The sequence below is a fragment of the Natronomonas sp. genome (assembly GCF_046483325.1).
Classification (GTDB): domain Archaea; phylum Halobacteriota; class Halobacteria; order Halobacteriales; family Haloarculaceae; genus Natronomonas.
This window is the reverse complement of record NZ_JAWODL010000016.1, coordinates 119,203-136,702: the sequence shown is the minus strand read 5'-3', so window position 1 is coordinate 136,702 and position 17,500 is coordinate 119,203. Positions and strand designations below refer to the sequence as shown.

Below are 17,500 nucleotides of genomic sequence, written 5' to 3'. Positions count from 1 at the left end.
TCGATCCGCTCGATTCGACGCGGTGGCTGATCGAGTTCATCGGTGAACCCAACCCTTATATCCGAATTCGACCCACTCGCAACTAACGAATGGTCGAAGCGCTCGCCGTCGCCTCCGGCAAGGGCGGCACCGGCAAGACGACGAGTACGATGGCGCTCGGGATGGCGCTAGCCGACCGCTACGACGTAACCGTCGTCGACGCCGATACGGGAATGGCGAACCTGTTGTTCCACGCGGGGCTCGCGGACGTCGAAACGACGCTGCACGACGTCCTCGTCGAGGGCGGTGCACCCGTCGAGGCGGCTACGTACGAACGCTTCGGGATGTCCGTGGTTCCTTGCGGTACTTCGTTGGCGGCGTTCGAAGCTGCCGACCCCGACCGGCTCCGAAACGTCGTTTCCGAACTCGCCGCCGACACCGATATTTTGCTCTTGGACTCGCCGGCGACACTGGGCTCGAAGAGCGCCGTGCTCCCGATCGTGTTGGCCGACCGCGTCGTCATCGTCCTCAACCCGACAGTCCCGTCGATCTCGGACGGGCTCAAAGTGCAGGAGTACGCCCTGTCGTACGGCTCCGAGATCGCTGGCACGGTGTTCAACCGCGCTCGCGGCGACATCTCCGACGTCCGCGAGAAAGCCGAACGCTACTTCGAGGGGCCGACGCTCGCGACGGTGCCCGAAAGCGACGCCGTTCAGGCGGCCCGTTCGGCCGGGGTTCCCATCCTCGCGCACGCGCCGGAGACGCCGGCCGCCGAGGCGTTCCGAACCGCCGCGGATGGGCTTTCGCCGACCGACGGTGACTCGGCTACGGTTGCCGAACGATTCCGAAACGTCGTGATTCCCGATCCGCTATGATCCCCGACGGCGAGTTGCGCCGGTCTCGGGTGATCTCCGAACTCTCGCCGGCTCTCGAACGCGCGCTCGACCAGCGACTCGACGGCTACGCGCTGTTGTTCCCGCGGAACGCGCTGTTGGGCGACGTCGACGAGTGCGGCGTCATCACCTTCGAAACCGGTGTCGCGAGGCTCGCGTACCACACCGGCACCGACCGCGGGGGGCCGACGGCTCTGGCCGATATCGGGTCGCCGCCCTACCGCTTTGAACTGTACGCGCTCGACGCCGACGCGCTCGAACTCCCCCACCGGACGGACGAACTGCGTATCCCGCCCGGCGCGGTCGCCGACAGACTGGCGAACGATCCCGAACTCGCCGGCCGAATCCGGGGGACGGCGAACGACCCCGATCCCGACGATATCGGTGCCGTCGAAGCGTTCCTCGACGACGCGGAGGCGGTGTCGGAGCTCCGAGCGGACGCGCGTCGAGACGCGCTCGACCGAGCCGACGAGTGGGGGTTCGCGGACGCGCTCGACGGGTGAGAACCGCCGCCACGCTTTATTCGGCAGGTCGCATCGGTTCGCTATGGACGCGAAGAACTTCCTGTTCTGTTCGCTCGATTCGGCGCTCATCGGCGACGTCGCCCGGCAGGTCCACGGGGAGGGACACGACGTGAAATACTACATCGAGAGCGAGCGAGACAAGGAGATCGCCGACGGGTTCGTCGCGAAAACCGACGACTGGCGCGCGGAAGTGGACTGGGCCGACGTGGTGATATTCGACGACATCTGGGTGGGTAGCGATGTCGGGACGGGTGCGCTCGCCCGGGAACTTCGCGAGGACGGGACGACTGTGATCGGCGGGACGCCGAACACGGATCACCTCGAGGAGGATCGCGGCTACGCGATGGAGATCTTGGAGGAACACGGCGTCAACACCATCGAGCACCAGGTGTTCTCGGACTTCGACGAAGGGATCGAGTTCGTCGAGCGGAATCCGGCTGCCTACGTGATCAAGCCCCTCGGAGAGGTGCAAAACGTCAAACGGCTGTTGTACGTCGGTAACGAGGACGACGGCAGCGACGTGACCGGGGTGTTGGGCGCGTACAAGAAGGCGTGGGGCCATCGGATGAAGGGATTCCAGCTGCAGCGGAAGGTCGAAGGCGTCGAGGTCGCCGTCTGTGGCTTCTTCGACGGCGAGCGGTTCATCGATCGAGTGAACTTCAACTTCGAGCACAAGAAACTGTTCCCGGGAAACATCGGCCCGTCGACGGGCGAGATGGGGACGTCGATGTTCTGGGCGGGCCAGAACGACCTGTTCGACGAGACGCTCGGCAGACTCGAAGGATGGCTCGCAGAGGAGGGGTACGTCGGGAGCATCGATATCAACTGCATCGTCAACGAAAACGGGATCTATCCGCTGGAGTTCACGCCCCGATTCGGCTATCCGACGATCACCCTCCAGGAGGAATCGTTCGAGTCCCCGACCGGACAGTTCCTCTACGATCTCGCCAGCGGTAACGATCCGGATCTGACGGTCCACGAGGGCTACCAGATCGGGGTTCGCGTCGTCCTCCCACCGTTCCCCTTCGACGACGAGAAGACGTACGACGAGAGCTCGCGGAACGCGGCCGTCGTCTTCGAGACCGACAGTCGCGAAGGAATCCACATCGAGGACGCAAAAAACGTCGAGGGGCAGTGGCGCGTAGCCGGCGACAGCGGGATGCCGCTCGTCGTGACCGGGAAAGGAGAGACGATGCAGGAAGCCCGAACTGTGTGTTACGACCGGATCGACCGCATCGTCATCCCGAACCTGTACTACCGCGACGACATCGGCGAACGCTGGATCGACGGCGACGGCGATCGCCTGTTGGCGTGGGGGTATCTCGGGCCGAACGAGGACTGATGGCTTTCCGAGCCGAACGGGGATCAGCGGCTCCCCTTGTACTCGTTCACCAGCGCTTGTATCTCCTCTCTCGCGTCTCCGAACAACATGAGGGCGTTGTCCATCGCGAACAGCGGGTTCGGAATTCCCGCGTAGCCCGGACTCAGACTTCGTTTGTTCACGACGACCGTCTCCGCTTCCCAGACGTTCAACACCGGCATGCCAGCTATCGGGCTCGGTTCGCCGGAGTAGGCGGTCGGATTCACGACGTCGTTCGCCCCCGTCACGAGCACCAGATCGGTCCGTGAGAACGCCGGGTTGATATCCGAGAGTTCTCGCATCTGCTCGTAGGGGACGTTCGCCTCGGCCAGCAGGACGTTCATGTGCCCGGGCATCCGGCCCGCGACGGGGTGGATGCCGAAGACGACCTCGACGCCGTCTTCGTCCAGCAGCTGTGCCAACTCGGCGACGGCGTGTTGGGCTTGCCCGACGGCCATTCCGTAGCCCGGGACGATCACCACGCGGCGAGCGGTTTCGAGGAGCATTGCGACTTCTTCGGGAGACGTCGAGACGACGTTCCCCTCGTAGACGTCGTCCGCTCCATCGCCTCCCGCGCCCGGGCCGCCGTACGCTCTGAACAGCACGTCGGTGAGCGACCGGTTCATCGAGTCGCACATGATCGTCGTCAAAATGAACCCGGAGGCACCGACGAGCGTCCCGGCGATGATGAGAACGCTGTTGTTCAACACGAAGCCCGTCGCGGCGGCCGCCAACCCGGAGAAGGCGTTCAAGAGCGCGATGACGACGGGCATATCGGCTCCGCCGATCGGGATGACGAACAACACGCCAAGGATCGACGCCACTGCGAGTAACGCCCAGTACGGTTCGACCAACGGCCCCATCGAAACCACTCCCAGGCTCGACTGTGTGACCAGTACGATGCCGACGAGTACCGCGACTCCAGCGACGCCAACTTTGACGCCGTTTTGAGCGGGATAGTGGATCGGATCCTCGTAGATCCCGTGCAGTTTTCCGGCGGCGACGAGGCTGCCGCAGAACGTGACCGCGCCGATCAATCCGGTGACTGCGGCCGCGCCCGACACCGTGGCCGAAAGCTCGCTCGGGCCGACCGTCCCGACCTGATCGACGAGCTCAGCGCCCGCGACGAGCGCCGAGGCTCCGCCCCCGAAGCCGTTGAACGCGCCGACGAGTTGCGGCATGTCGGTCGTCTCGACGGACAGCGCGAGCCAGGTCCCGACGGCCCCTCCCACGAGGAGCGCCGCGGCCAACACGAACGGCGAGAGGATCTCGAACCAGAGGACGGTGACGCCCACGGCGAGTGCCATCCCGGCAGCCGATATAACGTTGCCCCGTTCGGCCGTCCGCGGGTGGGTCAACTTCCGAAGTCCGAGGATGAATAGAACGCCGGAGACGAGGTACACGACCGAAAGCGTCTCGGGTGGCAGACCGCTCAGGATCCCACCCATCGGTTACTCACCCCTCCGTCGACCGAAATTTTCGAGCATCTTGTGACTGACGAGGTAGCCGCCGACCACGTTGATCGTCGCCAAGACGACTGCGATGAAACCGAGGACGGTCGCAAGCGTCGAATTCCCCGATCCGGCGACGACGACGGAACCGATCAGCGTGATACCCGAGATCGCGTTCGTCCCCGAGATGAGCGGCGTGTGAAGCGTCGCAGGAATCTTCGTGATGAGTTCGTATCCGAGAAAGCCCGCGAGGACGAACAGCGTCAGGTTATCGACGAACGCCATCAGCTCGACTCCCGGCGGTTACGCGGCATCGACACCACCCGATCTGTGCGGCGCTCGAACCACTCCGTCGTGCGTGAGCAGCGTCGCGTCGACGATCTCGTCGGTGAGGTCGACGTGGAGTCGCCCCTCCTCGAGCACGTTGTCGAGGAAGTTGGTGACGTTGCTCGCGAAGAGCTGACTCGCCGTGTGTGACACCTGGGATGGCAGGTTCGTCGGACCGACGATCGTGACACCGCCGTACGCGACCGCTTCTCCGGGTCGGGTCGGCTCGCAGTTGCCGCCGCCGTCGGCCGCGAGATCGACGACGACGGAGCCCGAATCCATCCCGTCGACCATCTCTTCGGTGACCAGCGTCGGCGCCGTCCGTCCCGGCACCGCAGCCGCGGTGATCACCACGTCCGCGTTCCCGACGGCCTCGGTCATCGCCTCCCGCTGCTTTCGGTAGAACTCATCCTGTTGGGCTTTCGCGTATCCGCCCTCGGTTGCCGCCTGGGTCGCTTCGAGATCGAGTTCGACGAAGTTCGCGCCAAGGCTCTCGACTTCCTCTTTCACGGCCGGCCGAATATCGTATGCGCGCACCCGCGCACCGAGCCGTTTGGCGGTCGCGATGGCCTGTAATCCTGCCACCCCTACACCCACGACGAACACGTTCGCAGGGCGTATAGTCCCCGCGGCCGTCATCTGCATCGGGAAGAGGCTCGGCAGGGTGTCCGCCGCAAGCACCGCCGCTTTGTAGCCACCCACACTCGCCATGGAGGTCAGTACATCCATGCTCTGCGCTCGGCCGATCCGCGGCAGTAGTTCGAGTGCGAAGGCGCTGACGCGTCGTGTCGCGAGCTCGTCGAGGGTCCCGTCGTCGAGGTCGTAGGGGCCGAGTAAGCCGATGACCGTCCGTCCGTCGCGATACGGCTCCATCGGTGCGTCCGAAACGGCTCCCAGGGCGCGAACCTGTAGGACGACGTCCGACCGTTCGAAGACGCCATCGCGACCGTCGACGATCTCGCACCCGACGGCGGCGTATTGCGCATCGCTCCAATCCGCACCCGTGCCCGCCCCTGCGGTCACGGCGACGTCGTGACCGGTATTGACGAGTTTCTTCGCGACCGGCGGCACGAGCGCCACGCGCGATTCGTCCGGATCGGCTTCACTCGGGACGCCGATCCTCATCGTCGACTCGTCCAGTCCCTGTCGACGACGAGCGATTCGCCGGTCACGTATCCCGCCCGGTCGCTCGCGAGAAACGTCGAGGGGCCGGCGATCTCCTCGGGCCGCCCGTATCGCCCAAGCGGGACCATATGTGTGAACTGTTCGGCCTCTGTGGCCGCCGCACCCGGATCTGCCGGCTCGCCGCCAATCATCGTCTGCGCGCTACCTGGGGGGACCGCGTTCACCGGAACCACGTCTTTGCCCGGTTTGTGTGCGAGCGAGTCGGTCAACATCGTCAATCCGTCCTTCGACGCGGAATACGTCGCCAACTCCGCGTTGCCGAAGGGTCCCGCGATACTGCGTGTATCGACCGTGGTGTCTCCACCGTGGTTCTCCACCAGCCGCTCGGCGGCGATCTGTGAGCCGAAGCACGCCCCTCGTGGTTGATGCCCGCGAGTCGCTGGTACTCCGGGTCGATCACGTCTAAGAAGTCTTGGGTGTGCCAGATCCCCGCGTTGTTGACCACAATGTCGAGTCCGCCGGCCGCTTCGGCGGCGTCGACCGCGTCGGTCAGGTCCGACCGACGCGTCACGTCGCACTCGACGAAGACGGACTCGGTGTCGCTTTCGGTTTCGAGCAGTTCGCAAGTCGGTTTTGCCTCCTCCTTCGGGGGGTTCGCGGACCTCGGAGACGACCGCCTCGGCACCGTGCTCCGCGAAGCCGCGCGCGATCACCTGATCGGTCCCCGAACTGCCGCCGGTAACGACCGCCGCTTTGCCATCGAGAAGTGCCATGATACGTACACCGTCGCGAATCGAGGCGGGGAACGCACATAGGCGTGGACGACAGGTCGCAGCCGGTGAGAACTGGCTCGCGGCGACATACCTCCAGACGCCCTACTCACCGGATCGGAAGCGAAATCCGCTCGACCTCCTCGCCGTACTCCGCGGACCACACCGACAGCGACTCGACCTCCCACGTGAGGTTGTCGAAGTCGCGCCCGAGGAGCCGGTCCGCGTCGCCGCCGCGGGCGATGGTCACGTGTGGAACGTAGTCGTCGCCCTCGATTCCGTCGATCGGTTCGAAGGCGGTACAGAGTCGTCGGTGTAGCTCCACGAGCGTCGGCGACTCGATCCGGATATAGGCGACGGGCCCGCGGCCGACCGGCGGCGTTCGGAAGGTCCCCACACCGTCGGGTCGCGCCTCGAAGGGGCCAACGCCCGCCAATTCGCGTCTGATTCGACGGGCGAGCCTGGCAGGTGCTCCGTCGCCGAGGCGCTTGAGGACGAGCGTGTGTCGGTCCCGCGTCGTCGCGTCGAAACAATCGCTCGCGAGGCCCCGCGCAAGTCTGGAGATCTCCGTCGGAACCGGCACGTTACAGCTGTACACTAGATGTAATCGAGGAAGTACGCGATGATGAGAACGACGATGACGACCGCGATGATCGGACTGATCGACGCGAGGATGCTGATGAACTCCCCGACGATCTCGAGGACGAGTATCACGACCACGAGCAGGAGGACGAGCTTTAGCAGGTCCTCGACTTCGAGTGCGCCCCTGTCGAACATGTCCGGTGATGGGACCGCCCCGATCAAAAGCGCTCCGGCCGATGCGGCACACTCGTCGATCGACGGCGCGTAATCGGTCGGTTTTTTGCACTCGACGGCCATCTCCGGACGATGCACCTCGCCGCTCGGATCGCCGTCGTTTGCTGTATCGCGACTCTCGCGCTCGGGGGGCTCGCCGGCAGCGCCGCCGCCGTCGACACGCCCGCGAACGGCCAATTCGTCGTCGAACTCGAACCGAACGGCGACGCGAACGTCGTATTCACCGACGAGTTCGACCTGACCGACCCCGACGATCGGGCGGTGTTCGAGGACGCACGGGACGATCCCGAGCTTCGAGCGGCGGCAGCCCAACAGTTTCGACAGGAGATGCAGTTCATTTCCGACGAGGCCAGCGCCGACCTCGACCGGGAGCTCCGCGTCGGTGAGGTGACCGTCGAAACGACCGTCGATGGCGAGACGGGGATCGTGGCCTACCAGTTCCGCTGGGAGAACCTCGCCCGCGTCGACGGCGACCGGATCGTGCTGTCTGAACCGTTCTCGACGTACGACAGCCTCGATCGCGAACTGATCGTCATCGCGCCGGAAGGCGGCGAGTTGACCAGCGTCTCCCCCCAGCCCGAACGCCTCGGCGAGGAGGCCGCGACGTGGCCGGGACTGGCGCAGTTCGGTGAGACGTTCGAGGTCGTCGCGGTCGGTCCGGATGGGTCCGCTGATGCCGGCACCGAGGACGCTCTCGATCCCGTCTCACATTCCCCGGCGAAGACGGACACCTACGGCGGCGCGCCGGCCGCGCTGGGCGTCGCGGTGTTCCTCCTCGCCTCGCTTTTCATCGGGCGGGAGCGATAGGTCGTCGTGCCTCCGCGATCCGACCGCCGCTTGCTTCGGTATCACGTCCCACGCGATCGACGTTCCGCAAGCATTTAATACCGTTCTGCGAATACTCACGAGTACATGACGCGACCCTACCGCACCGGCGCGATCGCTTCCAGCGGTAGGTCCACTCTTCTCTCGCGACCGCGGCGGGCCGGTAGGCCCGAATAGTATCCACTCCCCCGTCGCGCTCGCCCCGATCCCAACGATGACCGTCCGGTCGACGGTCCGTCACCCACACAACACACAATGTCAGATACCGAACGCGTCGCGCTCGCCTTCTCCGGCGGGCTCGACACGACCGTCTGCGTACCGCTGCTCGAAGAAGAATACGGCTACGACGAGGTTATCGGCGTCACCGTCGACGTCGGCCAGCCCGAGGCGGAGTTCGCCGAGGCCGAGGAGACCGCCGAGGCGCTCGACCTCGAACACTACGTCGTCGACGCGAAAGCCGAGTTCGCCGAACTGTGTTTCGACGCCGTCCGCGCGAACGCCTCCTATCAGGGCTACCCGCTCGGGACCGCTCTCGCGCGTCCGGTGATCGCCACGTCGATCCTCGAGGTCGCGAAAGAACAGGGCTGTACCGGTCTCGCACACGGCTCGACGGGGAAGGGAAACGACCAACTCCGCTTCGAGGCCGTCTGGCGCGACTCCGATCTTGAGGTCATCGCGCCGGTCCGCGAACTCGGGCTCACGAGGGAGTTCGAGCAGTCGTACGCCGAGGAGCGCGACCTGCCGATCGAGGGCGGCGACGAGGGGAAATACAGCATCGATACGAACCTCTGGAGTCGATCGGTCGAAGGCTCGGAGCTCGAAGAGCCGAGCTACGTCCCACCGGAGGGCATCTACGAGTGGACCAACGCGCCGACCGCCGATACGCTCGAGATCGAGGTCGGTTTCGAGAACGGCTACCCGGTTTCGCTCGACCCCGGCGAGCAGAGCTCCCAGAGCAATCGGAACGCCACGCGTTCCGATGCAGACAGCGATATGGAGCCGGTCGAACTCATCGAAGAACTCAACGACCTCGCGGGCGGCTACGGCGTCGGCCGCTCCGACATCATGGAGGATCGCATGCTCGGGCTGAAGGTCAGAGAGAACTACGAGCATCCCGCGGCGACGGTGCTGCTCAACGCCCACGCAGCGCTCGAAGATCTCGTGTTGACGAAGGAGGAACGCGCGTTCAAAAAGCAGGTGGATCACGAGTGGTCCGAGAAGGGGTATCAGGGGCTCGTCAACGCGCCACTGGTATCCGCGCTCGAGGGGTTCATCGCCGAAACCCAAACGCGCGTCACGGGCAGCGTGACGATCCGTTTCGAGGGCGGTCAGGCCCGTCCGGTCGGCCGTTCCTCGCCGTACGCGGTCTACTCCGCGGAGGCCGCCTCGTTCAACACCGAGGACATCACGGGCAGCATCGAACAGAGCGACGCGACGGGCGTCGCAAAGTACCACGGGTTCCAAGAGCGCCTGGCGAACCGCGTGATCAACCAGAACAAGGAGTAAGTCATGACGGACGAGGACGGCGGCGGGCGGGATGACGTCGGTACCGGCAGCTCCGGTGACGTCGTCCGCCGCGAGCGATTCAGCGGCGGCCCGGCCCGCGAGTTCCTGTCGAGTCTCGCTGCCGACGAGCGCATCTTCGCGGCCGACATCGCCGTCGATCGCGCCCACGTCGTGATGCTCGACGAGCGGGACATCATCGACCGCGATGACGCGGGCGCGATCCTCGACGCGCTCGGGGAGGTCGAAGCGGCAGGTCACGCCGACCTTCCCGACGGGGAGGACGTCCACGCGGCCATCGAGACGGCGGTCATCCAGCACATCGGCGACCGCGGCGGCCGGATGCACACCGCCCGATCCCGCAACGATGAGGTCGCGACGTGCATCCGCTATCGACTCCGCGAGGACGCCCTCGTCGCCGCCGAGGCCACGATCGATGCCCGCGAGGTGCTCGCCGACGTCGCCGAGGACCACACCGATACGGTGATGCCGGGCTTTACGCACCTCCAGCCGGCCCAGCCGACGACGGTCGCACACTACCTGTGCTCGTACGAGTCAGCGCTCGCGCGCGACACCGACCGATTGCTCGACGCGTACGGCCGTATCAACCGATCGCCGCTCGGCGGTGCGGCCTTCGCCGGGACGCCGTTCGACGTCGACCGCGAGCGGACCGCCGAACTGCTCGGCTTCGACGGACTCGTCCGCAACTCGATGGACGCCGCCTCGGCGCGGGACTTCCTCGTCGAAACGACGGGCGCGGTCGCCGCGCTCGCGACGACGCTGTCGGGCCTCGCGGAGGATCTCGTCGTCTTCTCGAACCTCGGACACGTCGAGTTGGACGACGCCTACGCGTCGACCTCCTCGATCATGCCGCAAAAAAAGAACCCCGACACGATGGAGCTCGTCCGGGGGACGGCGGGCGAGGCGGCCGCCGGGCTAAACGCCCTGTTGTCGATTCTGAAGGGGCTCCCGCGGGCGTACAACCGCGACCTCCAGCGCGCCCATCCGCACGCGTTCGAGGCGATCGATGCGGTTGCCGAGGCGACCGGGGTCGCGGCCGGCGCAGTCGCGACGGCAGACTGGAACGAATCGGCGCTCGAAGCCGCCGCTGACGGCGGGTTCTCGACGGCCACCGGCGTCGCGGATCTGCTCGCGATGGAGGGAATGCCGTTCCGTACGGCCCACGAACTGGTCGCGCTCGCGGCCGAGCGGATGGCCGACGACGCGGACGTCGACGCCGCCTACGCGGCGCTCGCCGCCGCCGCCACGGAGGTGCTCGGCGATCCGCTCGACGCCTTTGTCGACCGGGGGGCCGTCGTGGCGGCGCTGGATCCGGTCGAGAGCGTCGCCTCGCGGGACTCGGTCGGCGGTCCAGCACCGGCGGAGGTCGAACGAGAACTGTCCCGCGTCGCGGACGGGCTGGATGCCGATCGTGCGACCGTCGACGAACGCCGCGAGGCGCTCGAACGCGCCGAAACGCGGCTCGACGAGGAGGTAACCCGCCGTGTGTAGCCGACGGCCGAGGCGAGACCCGCCGTCCCGCCTCACTAAAAAGTAAAGCAACTGACATTGAATCGGGGTTAAAGCCTTATTCGGGGGTTATACACCGATAGTTGCCGGTATGGCTTATTACTTTGTTCTGATAAGTTCGAAGCTTTTAAGTAGGTGTGTCGACGAGTATACTGTACAATGGCAGAAGACACGATCACCACGGAAGACCCCATCACGGGCGACGAAATCGAGATTCCCGCCGACGTCGAGGTCGGCGAAATAATCGACAGCCCCATCACGGGCGCCGAACTCGAGGTCGTCTCCGTCGACCCCGTCGTCCTCGAGGAGGCCCCCGAGCTGGAAGAGGACTGGGGGGAGTAAGGCGATGAACGTCGGCGCGCATCGTCGTTCGAACGCCGGCTCTGCCAGCGGGATCGGAGGTGTCGCCAGGTGAACGCCGAGCCGACGATTTCGTCTCGAGCTAACGGGCCGTTAGGAGGTGACGCCCCGTGAACGTCGGCGTCCTCTACTCGCGGATCCGCCGCGACGAGAAGCTCCTGTTGAGCGAGCTTCGCGACCGGGGCCACGAGGTGACGAAGATCGACGTCCGCAAGGAGCGTTTCGGCATCCACGAGGCGCCGGCGGCGTTCGACGCCGTCGACATAGTCGTCGACCGCTGTCTCGCGACCAGCCGATCGCGGTACGTCACCCGGTTCGTCGACGCCTACGACATCCCCGTCGTGAACGATCCGGAGACGGCGGCGATCTGCGCCGACAAAGCCAGAAACAGCCTCGCGCTCGCCGAGGCGGACGTGCCGACGCCCCGGACTGAAGTCACCTTCACCAAAGAGTCCGCGATAGAGTCCATCGAGGAGTTCGGCTACCCCTGCGTGTTGAAACCCGTTATCGGGTCGTGGGGGCGGCTGATGGCGAAGATCGACTCCCGAGACGCCGCCGAGGCGATCCTCGAACACAAAGAGACGCTCGGTCACTACGAACACAAGGTGTTCTACATCCAGGAGTTCGTCGAGAAGCCGGAACGCGACATCCGCGTGCTCGCCACCGACGGCGAGCCGATCGCGGCGATGGCTCGCTCCTCGGATCACTGGCTGACGAACGCCGCCCGCGGAGCCCAAACCGAGTCCATCGAGATCACCGACGGGATGGCCGATCTCGTCGAGCGCGCCTCCGAGGCGGTCGGCGGTGGGCTGCTCGGCATCGACCTCATGGAGACCGGTGACTCCTACACCGTCCACGAGGTCAACCACACTGTCGAGTTCAAAGCGCTCAACGAGGTTTCGGAGGTCGACGTGCCCGCCGTCGTCGTCGACTGGCTCGAATCGCGCGTTCACGGCGTCGAGGTGACCGCATGAGCGAGTCCTCGACCGCGAGCGTCGTCGGTGGGAGCGGTTTCACCGGCGGCGAGTTGCTGCGATTACTCGACGGCCACCCGAACGTCGAAGTCGTCCAGGCGACCAGTCGAAGCTACGGGAACAAGACGATCGGCTCGGTCCACCCGAACCTGCGGGGGACGGATCTCCGATTTTCGGACCCCGACGACCTCCAGTCGGTCGACGTGCTCTTCGCGTGTACGCCCCACGGCGTCTCGATGAAACACATCGACGCGTTTCGGGACGCAGCAGGGGTCGTCGTCGATCTGAGCGCTGACTTCCGACTCGACACCGAAGCCGAGTACGACGAGTGGTACGACGGCCACGACCGGCCCGAACTGCTCGCCGAATCCGAATACGCGCTGCCGGAGCTCAACCGCGAGAACCTCCCTGGCGCGAAACTGATCGCCTCGGGCGGCTGTAACGCTACCGCGGCGATCCTCGGGTTGAAACCGCTCTTCGACGCGGATATCCTCGCCGGGGGAGAGCAAATCGTCGTCGACGTGAAGGTCGGCTCCTCGGAGGGCGGCGCAGGCGGCGGTGAGGCCTCCTCACACCCCGAACGCTCGGGCGTCGTCAGACCGTACGCACCGACCGGTCACCGCCACGAGGCCGAGATCGAGGCGTTCCTCGGCACGCAGGTGTCGTTCAGCGCCCACGCGGTCGACATGACGCGCGGGGCCTCCGCGACCTGCCACGTCTACCCGGAGGATCCCGTATCGACGGCGGATCTGTGGAAGGCGTATCGCGGCAGCTACGCCGAGGAACCGTTCGTCCGCATCGTCGCGGGCGGCTCCGGCGTCTACCGCTACCCCGAACCCAAGGCGGTCGCCGGCTCGAACCACGCCGAGGTCGGCTTCGAACTCGACTCGCGCAACGGCCGGATCGTCGTCTTCTCGGCGATCGACAACATGATGAAAGGCTCCGCCGGACAGGCGGTCCACGCGGCGAACATCGCGCTCGGTCTCGATGAGACGGCCGGGCTGGAATTCACCGGTATGCACCCGGTGGGGGCACCATGACGGTCGTGGTCAAGATCGGCGGCGCGCGCGCGGTCGAACCGAAGGGCGCGCTGGCCGACGTCGCGGCGCTGGCCGAGGAAGGAACTGACGTCGTCGTCGTCCACGGCGGTTCGACGGCGGTCGACGACGCGCTCGAACGCATGGGCATCGAGCCCGAGTACGTCGAGACGCCCTCGGGCGTCGTCGGTCGGTTCACCGACGTCGAGACGATGGAGGTGTTCAAGATGGCCATGGCCGGACAGGTCAACACCGACCTCGTCACTGGCCTGCGAAACGAGGGTTGCGACGCCGTCGGTCTCTCGGGCGTCGACGGTGGACTGCTCACCGGACCGAGAAAATCCGCGGTCCGGGTCCTCGAAGACGGCAAAAAAAAGATCCGCCGGGGCGACCACTCCGGCTCGATCCAGTCGGTCAACGGCGAGCTGTTGGAGACGTTGCTCGAGGACGGCTACACGCCGGTCGCCTCGCCGCCGATGTTGGCCAAGGACGTCGCCGAGCAACGGTCGGCGGACGGCGAGGCGGAGTCTCGCCCGTGGGTCGCGGTGAATACCGACGCGGATCGCGCCTCCGCGGCGGTCGCCGCCGAACTCGACGCGGCGCTGGTCTCTTTGACCGACGTGGCCGGCGTCTATGGCGACCCCGACGACCCGTCGACGGTCATCGGCACTGTCGACACCCCCGAAGCGTACGAGGAACTGAAATCGGTCGCCGAGGGCTTCATGGGCCGGAAAGTGATGGCAGCGACCGAGGCACTCGAAGGCGGCGCCGAGCGCGTCGTCATCGCGGACGCCAACGCCGAATCGCCGATCCGTTCGGCCCTCGACGGCGGCGGGACACACATAACCCCCGGTGCGATCGAATGATAGCACACACACCATGAGCGGCTTCGTCTTCTCCGAGAAACCGATCGGCATCGAGCGTGGCGAGGGAGTGTATCTCTACGACACGAAGGGCAACGAGTACCTCGACTTCGGCGCGAGCTACGCCTGTACGCCGGTCGGCCACTGCCATCCGGACGTGGTCGACGCGGCGACCGAGCAACTCCAACAGCTGTTCTACGTGCAAGCGTCCTACCCTCACGCCGCGCGGACGGCGCTGTACCAGCAGTTGGCCGACGTCGCGCCGGGCGATATCGACAACGTCTGGCTCTGTAACTCCGGCACCGAGGCGAACGAAGCGGCGCTGAAGTTCGCCCGCCACGCGACCGGTCGATCGAAGATCGTCGCGACGACCCGCTCCTTCCACGGTCGGACGATGGGCGCGCTCGCGACGACGTGGAAAGACGAGTACAAGACGGGCTTCGGTCCGCTCGCCGGAGCCGTCGAGTTCGTCGAGTACGGCGACCGCGACGCGATGGCCGAGGCGGTCGACGACGACACCGCCGCGGTCATCATCGAACCCCTACAGGGCGAGGGCGGCATCAACCCCGTCCCGAAGTCGTACCTCCAGTCGGTCCGCGTCCAGACGGCGACTTCGGGGGCGGCGTTGATCCTCGACGAGATCCAGACCGGCCTCGGCCGCACCGGCGAGCTGTGGGCGGCCGACAAGTACGACGTCGTCCCCGACGTGTTGACGACGGCGAAGGGCCTCGCGAGCGGGCTCCCGATGGGAGCAACGCTGTGTCGCGACTGGATCGCCGAGGACCCGGGGAACCACGGCTCGACGTTCAGCGGCGGCCCGGTCGTGTCGGCGGCCGCCGGGGCGACCCTCGACGTGATCGAATCCGAGTCGCTGCCCGCACACGCGGCGGAGATAGGCGCGTACATTCGCGAGGGGATCGAGACACGCATGGGCGACGACGTCCGCGAGGTTCGCGGCCACGGCCTCATGATCGGTATCGAGGTCAAGCGCGGCTCGAATCGGTTGTTGCGCGACCTCGCGTTGAACCACGACGTATTGGCGCTGCCGGCGGGCCGGACCGTCCTCCGATTGCTGCCGCCGCTGACAGTCGAGGAGAAACACGCCGACGCGCTCCTCGACGCGCTGGAGGCGGTCGTCGCGTGAGCGACCCGGCCTCCGGATCGACCGCCGACGCCGAGGCCCGCGAGCTGCTGGAGCGACTCGTCTCGATCCCCTCGCCGACGCCCGAGGAGGAGGCGTGCGCGGACGCGCTCGTCGACTTCTTCGAGGACCACGGCCGCGACGTGTTCGTCGACGATGTCGGCAACGTCCGCGCACCCGCCGACGACGGCGTCCTCTACACCTCCCACATCGACACGGTGCCGGGCGACATCCCGGTCCGGATCGAGGAGGGCGAGAACGGCCCCACTTTGTGGGGTCGCGGCTCCGTCGACGCGAAGGGGCCGCTCGCGGCGCTGGCCGTTGCGGCCGTCCGCACGGGCGTCTCCTTTGCCGGTGTCGTCGGCGAGGAGATCGACTCCCGCGGCGCGCGCCACCTCGCCGAGGATCGCGACGCTCCCGACGCGGTCGTCAACGGCGAACCGTCCGGTTGGGACGGGATCACGCTCGGCTACCGGGGGATCCTCAGCGGCACCTACCTGTGTACCTCCGAGTCGGGCCACACCTCCCGCCCGGAGAACAACGCGATCCAGGAAGCGATCGAGTGGTGGTCCGCCGTCGAAGCGCGCTTCGATGGTGACGACTACGATCCGGTCTTCGAGCGCGTCACGCCGAAGCCGGTGGCGATCGAGGGCGGTGTGAGCGACGACGGATTGGCGGTCGAGGCGGCGCTCGACGCCCAGTTGCGGGTCCCCCCGCGCTACACCACCGGGGAGGTCAGAGAACTGGCCGACGCCGAACTCACGGCGGGGACGGTCAACTGGTCCGACGCGGTCGAACCGACGATGCAGAGCCCGAGAACGCCGGTCGCGCGGGCGTTCCGCGTCGCGATCAGGCAGGCGGGCGGCGATCCGCGCCTCCTCAGAAAGACCGGCACCGCGGACATGAACATCTACGCCGGGGTGTGGAGCTGCCCGATGGCGACGTACGGCCCCGGCGATTCCGATCTCGACCACGCACCGAACGAACACCTCGAACTGCGCGAGTTGGACCGCGCGGCGGCGGTGTTGGAGACCGTCGCGGCCGAGCTAACGTGACGACAGCCATGATTAACTTCCTGAACATCGACGATCTGACACGCGAAGAACTCGACGACGTACTGACGCGAGCGACCGATCTGAAGGAGCGGACGGCTCGCGGGAAGACCGCCGAGGCGATGGACGGCAAGACCCTCGGCATGATCTTCGAGAAGCCCTCGACGCGGACGCGGGTCTCGTTCGAGACCGGCGCGACGCAGTTGGGCGGCCACGCGATCTTCCTCGGCCCCGACGACATCCACCTGGGGCACGGCGAACCCGTCCGGGACACCGCCCGCGCGCTCAGTCGGTACGTCGACGTGATAATGGCCCGCGTCTTCGATCACGCCGACGTGATCGAGTTGGGTGAGTACGCTACCGTTCCGGTCGTCAACGGATTGACCGACGACGCTCATCCGTGTCAAACGCTCGCCGACCTGTTGACGATTCGCGAGCGCTTCGACGGTTTCGACGCCCGCGTCGCGTGGGTCGGCGACGGGAACAACGTCTGTCAGTCGTTCGTCCTCGGGGCGGCGCTCGTCGGGCTCGATCTCGTCGTCGCTACGCCCGAGGGATACGGCGTCGACGACGCGGTGTTGGATCAGGCGGCCGAACTCGGGAGCGAGCCCGAGATAGTCACCGATCCCGAAAGCGCCGCCGAGGGTGCCGACGTCGTCTACACCGACGTGTGGGTGAGCATGGGCGAGGAATCCGAGCGTGCGGAGAAACTCGACGCCTTCTCGCGAACCGGCTTTCAGGTGACCGAGGACCTCCTCGGTGACCGGCTCCTCATGCACTGTCTGCCCGCCCACCGCGGCGAGGAAGTGACCGACGCGGCGTTAGAAAGCGAGAACTCGATCGTGTGGGATCAGGCGGAAAACCGCCTGCACGCGCAGAAAGGGCTGTTGACGTACCTGCTGTCATAACTCAGCATAATTCAAAATGGAACTCCCGATGTTAAGCCGTGCGGGATCAAAGGTCTCGCTGA

Annotated in this window: 19 protein-coding genes and 1 pseudogene; 14 read left to right on the top strand and 6 right to left on the bottom strand. The window is 66.3% G+C overall.

Translation table 11 applies throughout. The annotated features are described in order from the left end of the window. Nucleotides 1-89: 89 nt before the first annotated feature. The 3 genes from R6U53_RS06155 to R6U53_RS06145 are packed head-to-tail and all read left to right on the top strand — an operon-like array spanning nucleotide 90 to nucleotide 2,738. Nucleotides 90-854, top strand: a complete 765-nt coding sequence (locus R6U53_RS06155) for an AAA family ATPase (RefSeq protein ID WP_410321481.1) — start codon at nucleotides 90-92, stop codon at nucleotides 852-854. Then, nucleotides 851-1,375: a hypothetical protein gene (locus tag R6U53_RS06150; RefSeq protein ID WP_410321480.1), complete on the top strand. Its 525-nt coding sequence runs from the start codon at nucleotides 851-853 to the stop codon at nucleotides 1,373-1,375. The genes R6U53_RS06155 and R6U53_RS06150 overlap by 4 nt, the downstream gene beginning before the upstream one ends. Before the next feature lie 43 nt (nucleotides 1,376-1,418). After that, complete coding sequence (locus tag R6U53_RS06145) at nucleotides 1,419-2,738, top strand: phosphoribosylamine--glycine ligase (protein WP_410321479.1); 1,320 nt, start codon at nucleotides 1,419-1,421, stop codon at nucleotides 2,736-2,738. A 23-nt stretch (nucleotides 2,739-2,761) separates the two neighbouring features. On the opposite strand, the gene R6U53_RS06140 is transcribed toward R6U53_RS06145, so the two are convergent. The 4 genes and pseudogenes from R6U53_RS06140 to R6U53_RS06125 form a co-directional block, all read right to left on the bottom strand. Then, nucleotides 2,762-4,204: an NAD(P)(+) transhydrogenase (Re/Si-specific) subunit beta gene (locus R6U53_RS06140; protein ID WP_410321478.1), complete on the bottom strand. Its 1,443-nt coding sequence runs from the start codon at nucleotides 4,202-4,204 to the stop codon at nucleotides 2,762-2,764. Between the two features lie 3 nt (nucleotides 4,205-4,207). Then, complete coding sequence (locus R6U53_RS06135) at nucleotides 4,208-4,492, bottom strand: NAD(P) transhydrogenase subunit alpha (protein WP_410321477.1); 285 nt, start codon at nucleotides 4,490-4,492, stop codon at nucleotides 4,208-4,210. A gap of 18 nt (nucleotides 4,493-4,510) precedes the next feature. Further along, a complete protein-coding gene (locus tag R6U53_RS06130; protein ID WP_410321476.1) occupies nucleotides 4,511-5,659 on the bottom strand; it encodes a Re/Si-specific NAD(P)(+) transhydrogenase subunit alpha in 1,149 nt (382 codons plus the stop codon). Further along, nucleotides 5,656-6,278: pseudogene (locus tag R6U53_RS06125) on the bottom strand (SDR family oxidoreductase). The gene R6U53_RS06130 and the pseudogene R6U53_RS06125 overlap by 4 nt, the downstream one beginning before the upstream one ends. On the opposite strand from R6U53_RS06125, the gene R6U53_RS06120 reads away from it, so the two are divergent. Beyond that, the gene (locus tag R6U53_RS06120) at nucleotides 6,166-6,474 is read left to right on the top strand and encodes a hypothetical protein (protein WP_410321593.1); all 309 of its coding nucleotides are present in this window, start codon (nucleotides 6,166-6,168) and stop codon (nucleotides 6,472-6,474) included. The pseudogene R6U53_RS06125 and the gene R6U53_RS06120 overlap by 113 nt on opposite strands. A 64-nt stretch (nucleotides 6,475-6,538) precedes the next feature. Here the strand turns inward: R6U53_RS06120 and R6U53_RS06115 are convergent, their stop codons facing one another. Both R6U53_RS06115 and R6U53_RS06110 read right to left on the bottom strand, forming a co-directional pair. Beyond that, nucleotides 6,539-7,012 carry a 2'-5' RNA ligase family protein gene (locus R6U53_RS06115; protein WP_410321475.1) on the bottom strand — a complete coding sequence of 158 codons (474 nt, stop codon included), beginning with the start codon at nucleotides 7,010-7,012 and terminating at the stop codon, nucleotides 6,539-6,541. Between the two features lie 14 nt (nucleotides 7,013-7,026). Then, nucleotides 7,027-7,308, bottom strand: a complete 282-nt coding sequence (locus tag R6U53_RS06110; RefSeq protein WP_410321474.1) for a hypothetical protein — start codon at nucleotides 7,306-7,308, stop codon at nucleotides 7,027-7,029. Nucleotides 7,309-7,317: 9 nt separating this feature from the next. Between R6U53_RS06110 and R6U53_RS06105 the strand changes: the two genes are divergently transcribed. From R6U53_RS06105 to argF, 10 genes are all read left to right on the top strand, one after another. Continuing rightward, nucleotides 7,318-8,052 (top strand): hypothetical protein, encoded by a 735-nt coding sequence (locus tag R6U53_RS06105; RefSeq protein WP_410321473.1) that lies wholly within the window; start codon nucleotides 7,318-7,320, stop codon nucleotides 8,050-8,052. A gap of 273 nt (nucleotides 8,053-8,325) precedes the next feature. Beyond that, a complete protein-coding gene (locus tag R6U53_RS06100) occupies nucleotides 8,326-9,576 on the top strand; it encodes an argininosuccinate synthase (RefSeq protein WP_410321472.1) in 1,251 nt (416 codons plus the stop codon). A 3-nt stretch (nucleotides 9,577-9,579) separates the two neighbouring features. Next, a complete protein-coding gene (argH, locus tag R6U53_RS06095) occupies nucleotides 9,580-11,085 on the top strand; it encodes an argininosuccinate lyase (protein WP_410321471.1) in 1,506 nt (501 codons plus the stop codon). Nucleotides 11,086-11,262: 177 nt separating this feature from the next. Continuing rightward, entirely contained in the window at nucleotides 11,263-11,445 is a 183-nt protein-coding gene (gene lysW, locus R6U53_RS06090; protein ID WP_410321470.1) for a lysine biosynthesis protein LysW, read from the top strand. Between the two features lie 128 nt (nucleotides 11,446-11,573). Next, a complete protein-coding gene (gene lysX, locus R6U53_RS06085) occupies nucleotides 11,574-12,437 on the top strand; it encodes a lysine biosynthesis protein LysX (RefSeq protein WP_410321469.1) in 864 nt (287 codons plus the stop codon). Further along, entirely contained in the window at nucleotides 12,434-13,477 is a 1,044-nt protein-coding gene (gene argC / locus R6U53_RS06080; RefSeq protein ID WP_410321468.1) for an N-acetyl-gamma-glutamyl-phosphate reductase, read from the top strand. Before lysX ends, argC begins: the two co-directional genes overlap by 4 nt. Further along, entirely contained in the window at nucleotides 13,474-14,340 is an 867-nt protein-coding gene (locus R6U53_RS06075) for an acetylglutamate/acetylaminoadipate kinase (protein WP_410321467.1), read from the top strand. Before argC ends, R6U53_RS06075 begins: the two co-directional genes overlap by 4 nt. Before the next feature lie 13 nt (nucleotides 14,341-14,353). After that, nucleotides 14,354-15,481 carry an aspartate aminotransferase family protein gene (locus R6U53_RS06070; RefSeq protein ID WP_410321466.1) on the top strand — a complete coding sequence of 376 codons (1,128 nt, stop codon included), beginning with the start codon at nucleotides 14,354-14,356 and terminating at the stop codon, nucleotides 15,479-15,481. Further along, nucleotides 15,478-16,533 (top strand): [LysW]-lysine hydrolase, encoded by a 1,056-nt coding sequence (locus tag R6U53_RS06065; RefSeq protein WP_410321465.1) that lies wholly within the window; start codon nucleotides 15,478-15,480, stop codon nucleotides 16,531-16,533. Before R6U53_RS06070 ends, R6U53_RS06065 begins: the two co-directional genes overlap by 4 nt. 8 nt (nucleotides 16,534-16,541) lie before the next feature. After that, nucleotides 16,542-17,438, top strand: a complete 897-nt coding sequence (argF, locus tag R6U53_RS06060; RefSeq protein WP_410321589.1) for an ornithine carbamoyltransferase — start codon at nucleotides 16,542-16,544, stop codon at nucleotides 17,436-17,438. Nucleotides 17,439-17,500 lie beyond the last annotated feature (62 nt).

Bases quoted from the DNA above. Each gene is read 5' to 3' on its own strand.
- lysW (WP_410321470.1), top strand. From the start codon at position 11,263: ATGGCAGAAGACACGATCACCACGGAAGACCCCATCACGGGCGACGAA.
- R6U53_RS06100 (WP_410321472.1), top strand. From the start codon at position 8,326: ATGTCAGATACCGAACGCGTCGCGCTCGCCTTCTCCGGCGGGCTCGAC.
- R6U53_RS06150 (WP_410321480.1), top strand. From the start codon at position 851: ATGATCCCCGACGGCGAGTTGCGCCGGTCTCGGGTGATCTCCGAACTC.
- R6U53_RS06075 (WP_410321467.1), top strand. From the start codon at position 13,474: ATGACGGTCGTGGTCAAGATCGGCGGCGCGCGCGCGGTCGAACCGAAG.
- argH (WP_410321471.1), top strand. From the start codon at position 9,580: ATGACGGACGAGGACGGCGGCGGGCGGGATGACGTCGGTACCGGCAGC.
- R6U53_RS06135 (WP_410321477.1), bottom strand. From the start codon at position 4,492: ATGGCGTTCGTCGATAACCTGACGCTGTTCGTCCTCGCGGGCTTTCTC.
- R6U53_RS06155 (WP_410321481.1), top strand. From the start codon at position 90: ATGGTCGAAGCGCTCGCCGTCGCCTCCGGCAAGGGCGGCACCGGCAAG.
- R6U53_RS06130 (WP_410321476.1), bottom strand. From the start codon at position 5,659: ATGAGGATCGGCGTCCCGAGTGAAGCCGATCCGGACGAATCGCGCGTG.
- R6U53_RS06070 (WP_410321466.1), top strand. From the start codon at position 14,354: ATGAGCGGCTTCGTCTTCTCCGAGAAACCGATCGGCATCGAGCGTGGC.
- argC (WP_410321468.1), top strand. From the start codon at position 12,434: ATGAGCGAGTCCTCGACCGCGAGCGTCGTCGGTGGGAGCGGTTTCACC.
- R6U53_RS06105 (WP_410321473.1), top strand. From the start codon at position 7,318: ATGCACCTCGCCGCTCGGATCGCCGTCGTTTGCTGTATCGCGACTCTC.
- R6U53_RS06120 (WP_410321593.1), top strand. From the start codon at position 6,166: ATGTCGAGTCCGCCGGCCGCTTCGGCGGCGTCGACCGCGTCGGTCAGG.
- R6U53_RS06110 (WP_410321474.1), bottom strand. From the start codon at position 7,308: ATGGCCGTCGAGTGCAAAAAACCGACCGATTACGCGCCGTCGATCGAC.
- argF (WP_410321589.1), top strand. From the start codon at position 16,542: ATGATTAACTTCCTGAACATCGACGATCTGACACGCGAAGAACTCGAC.
- R6U53_RS06140 (WP_410321478.1), bottom strand. From the start codon at position 4,204: ATGGGTGGGATCCTGAGCGGTCTGCCACCCGAGACGCTTTCGGTCGTG.
- R6U53_RS06145 (WP_410321479.1), top strand. From the start codon at position 1,419: ATGGACGCGAAGAACTTCCTGTTCTGTTCGCTCGATTCGGCGCTCATC.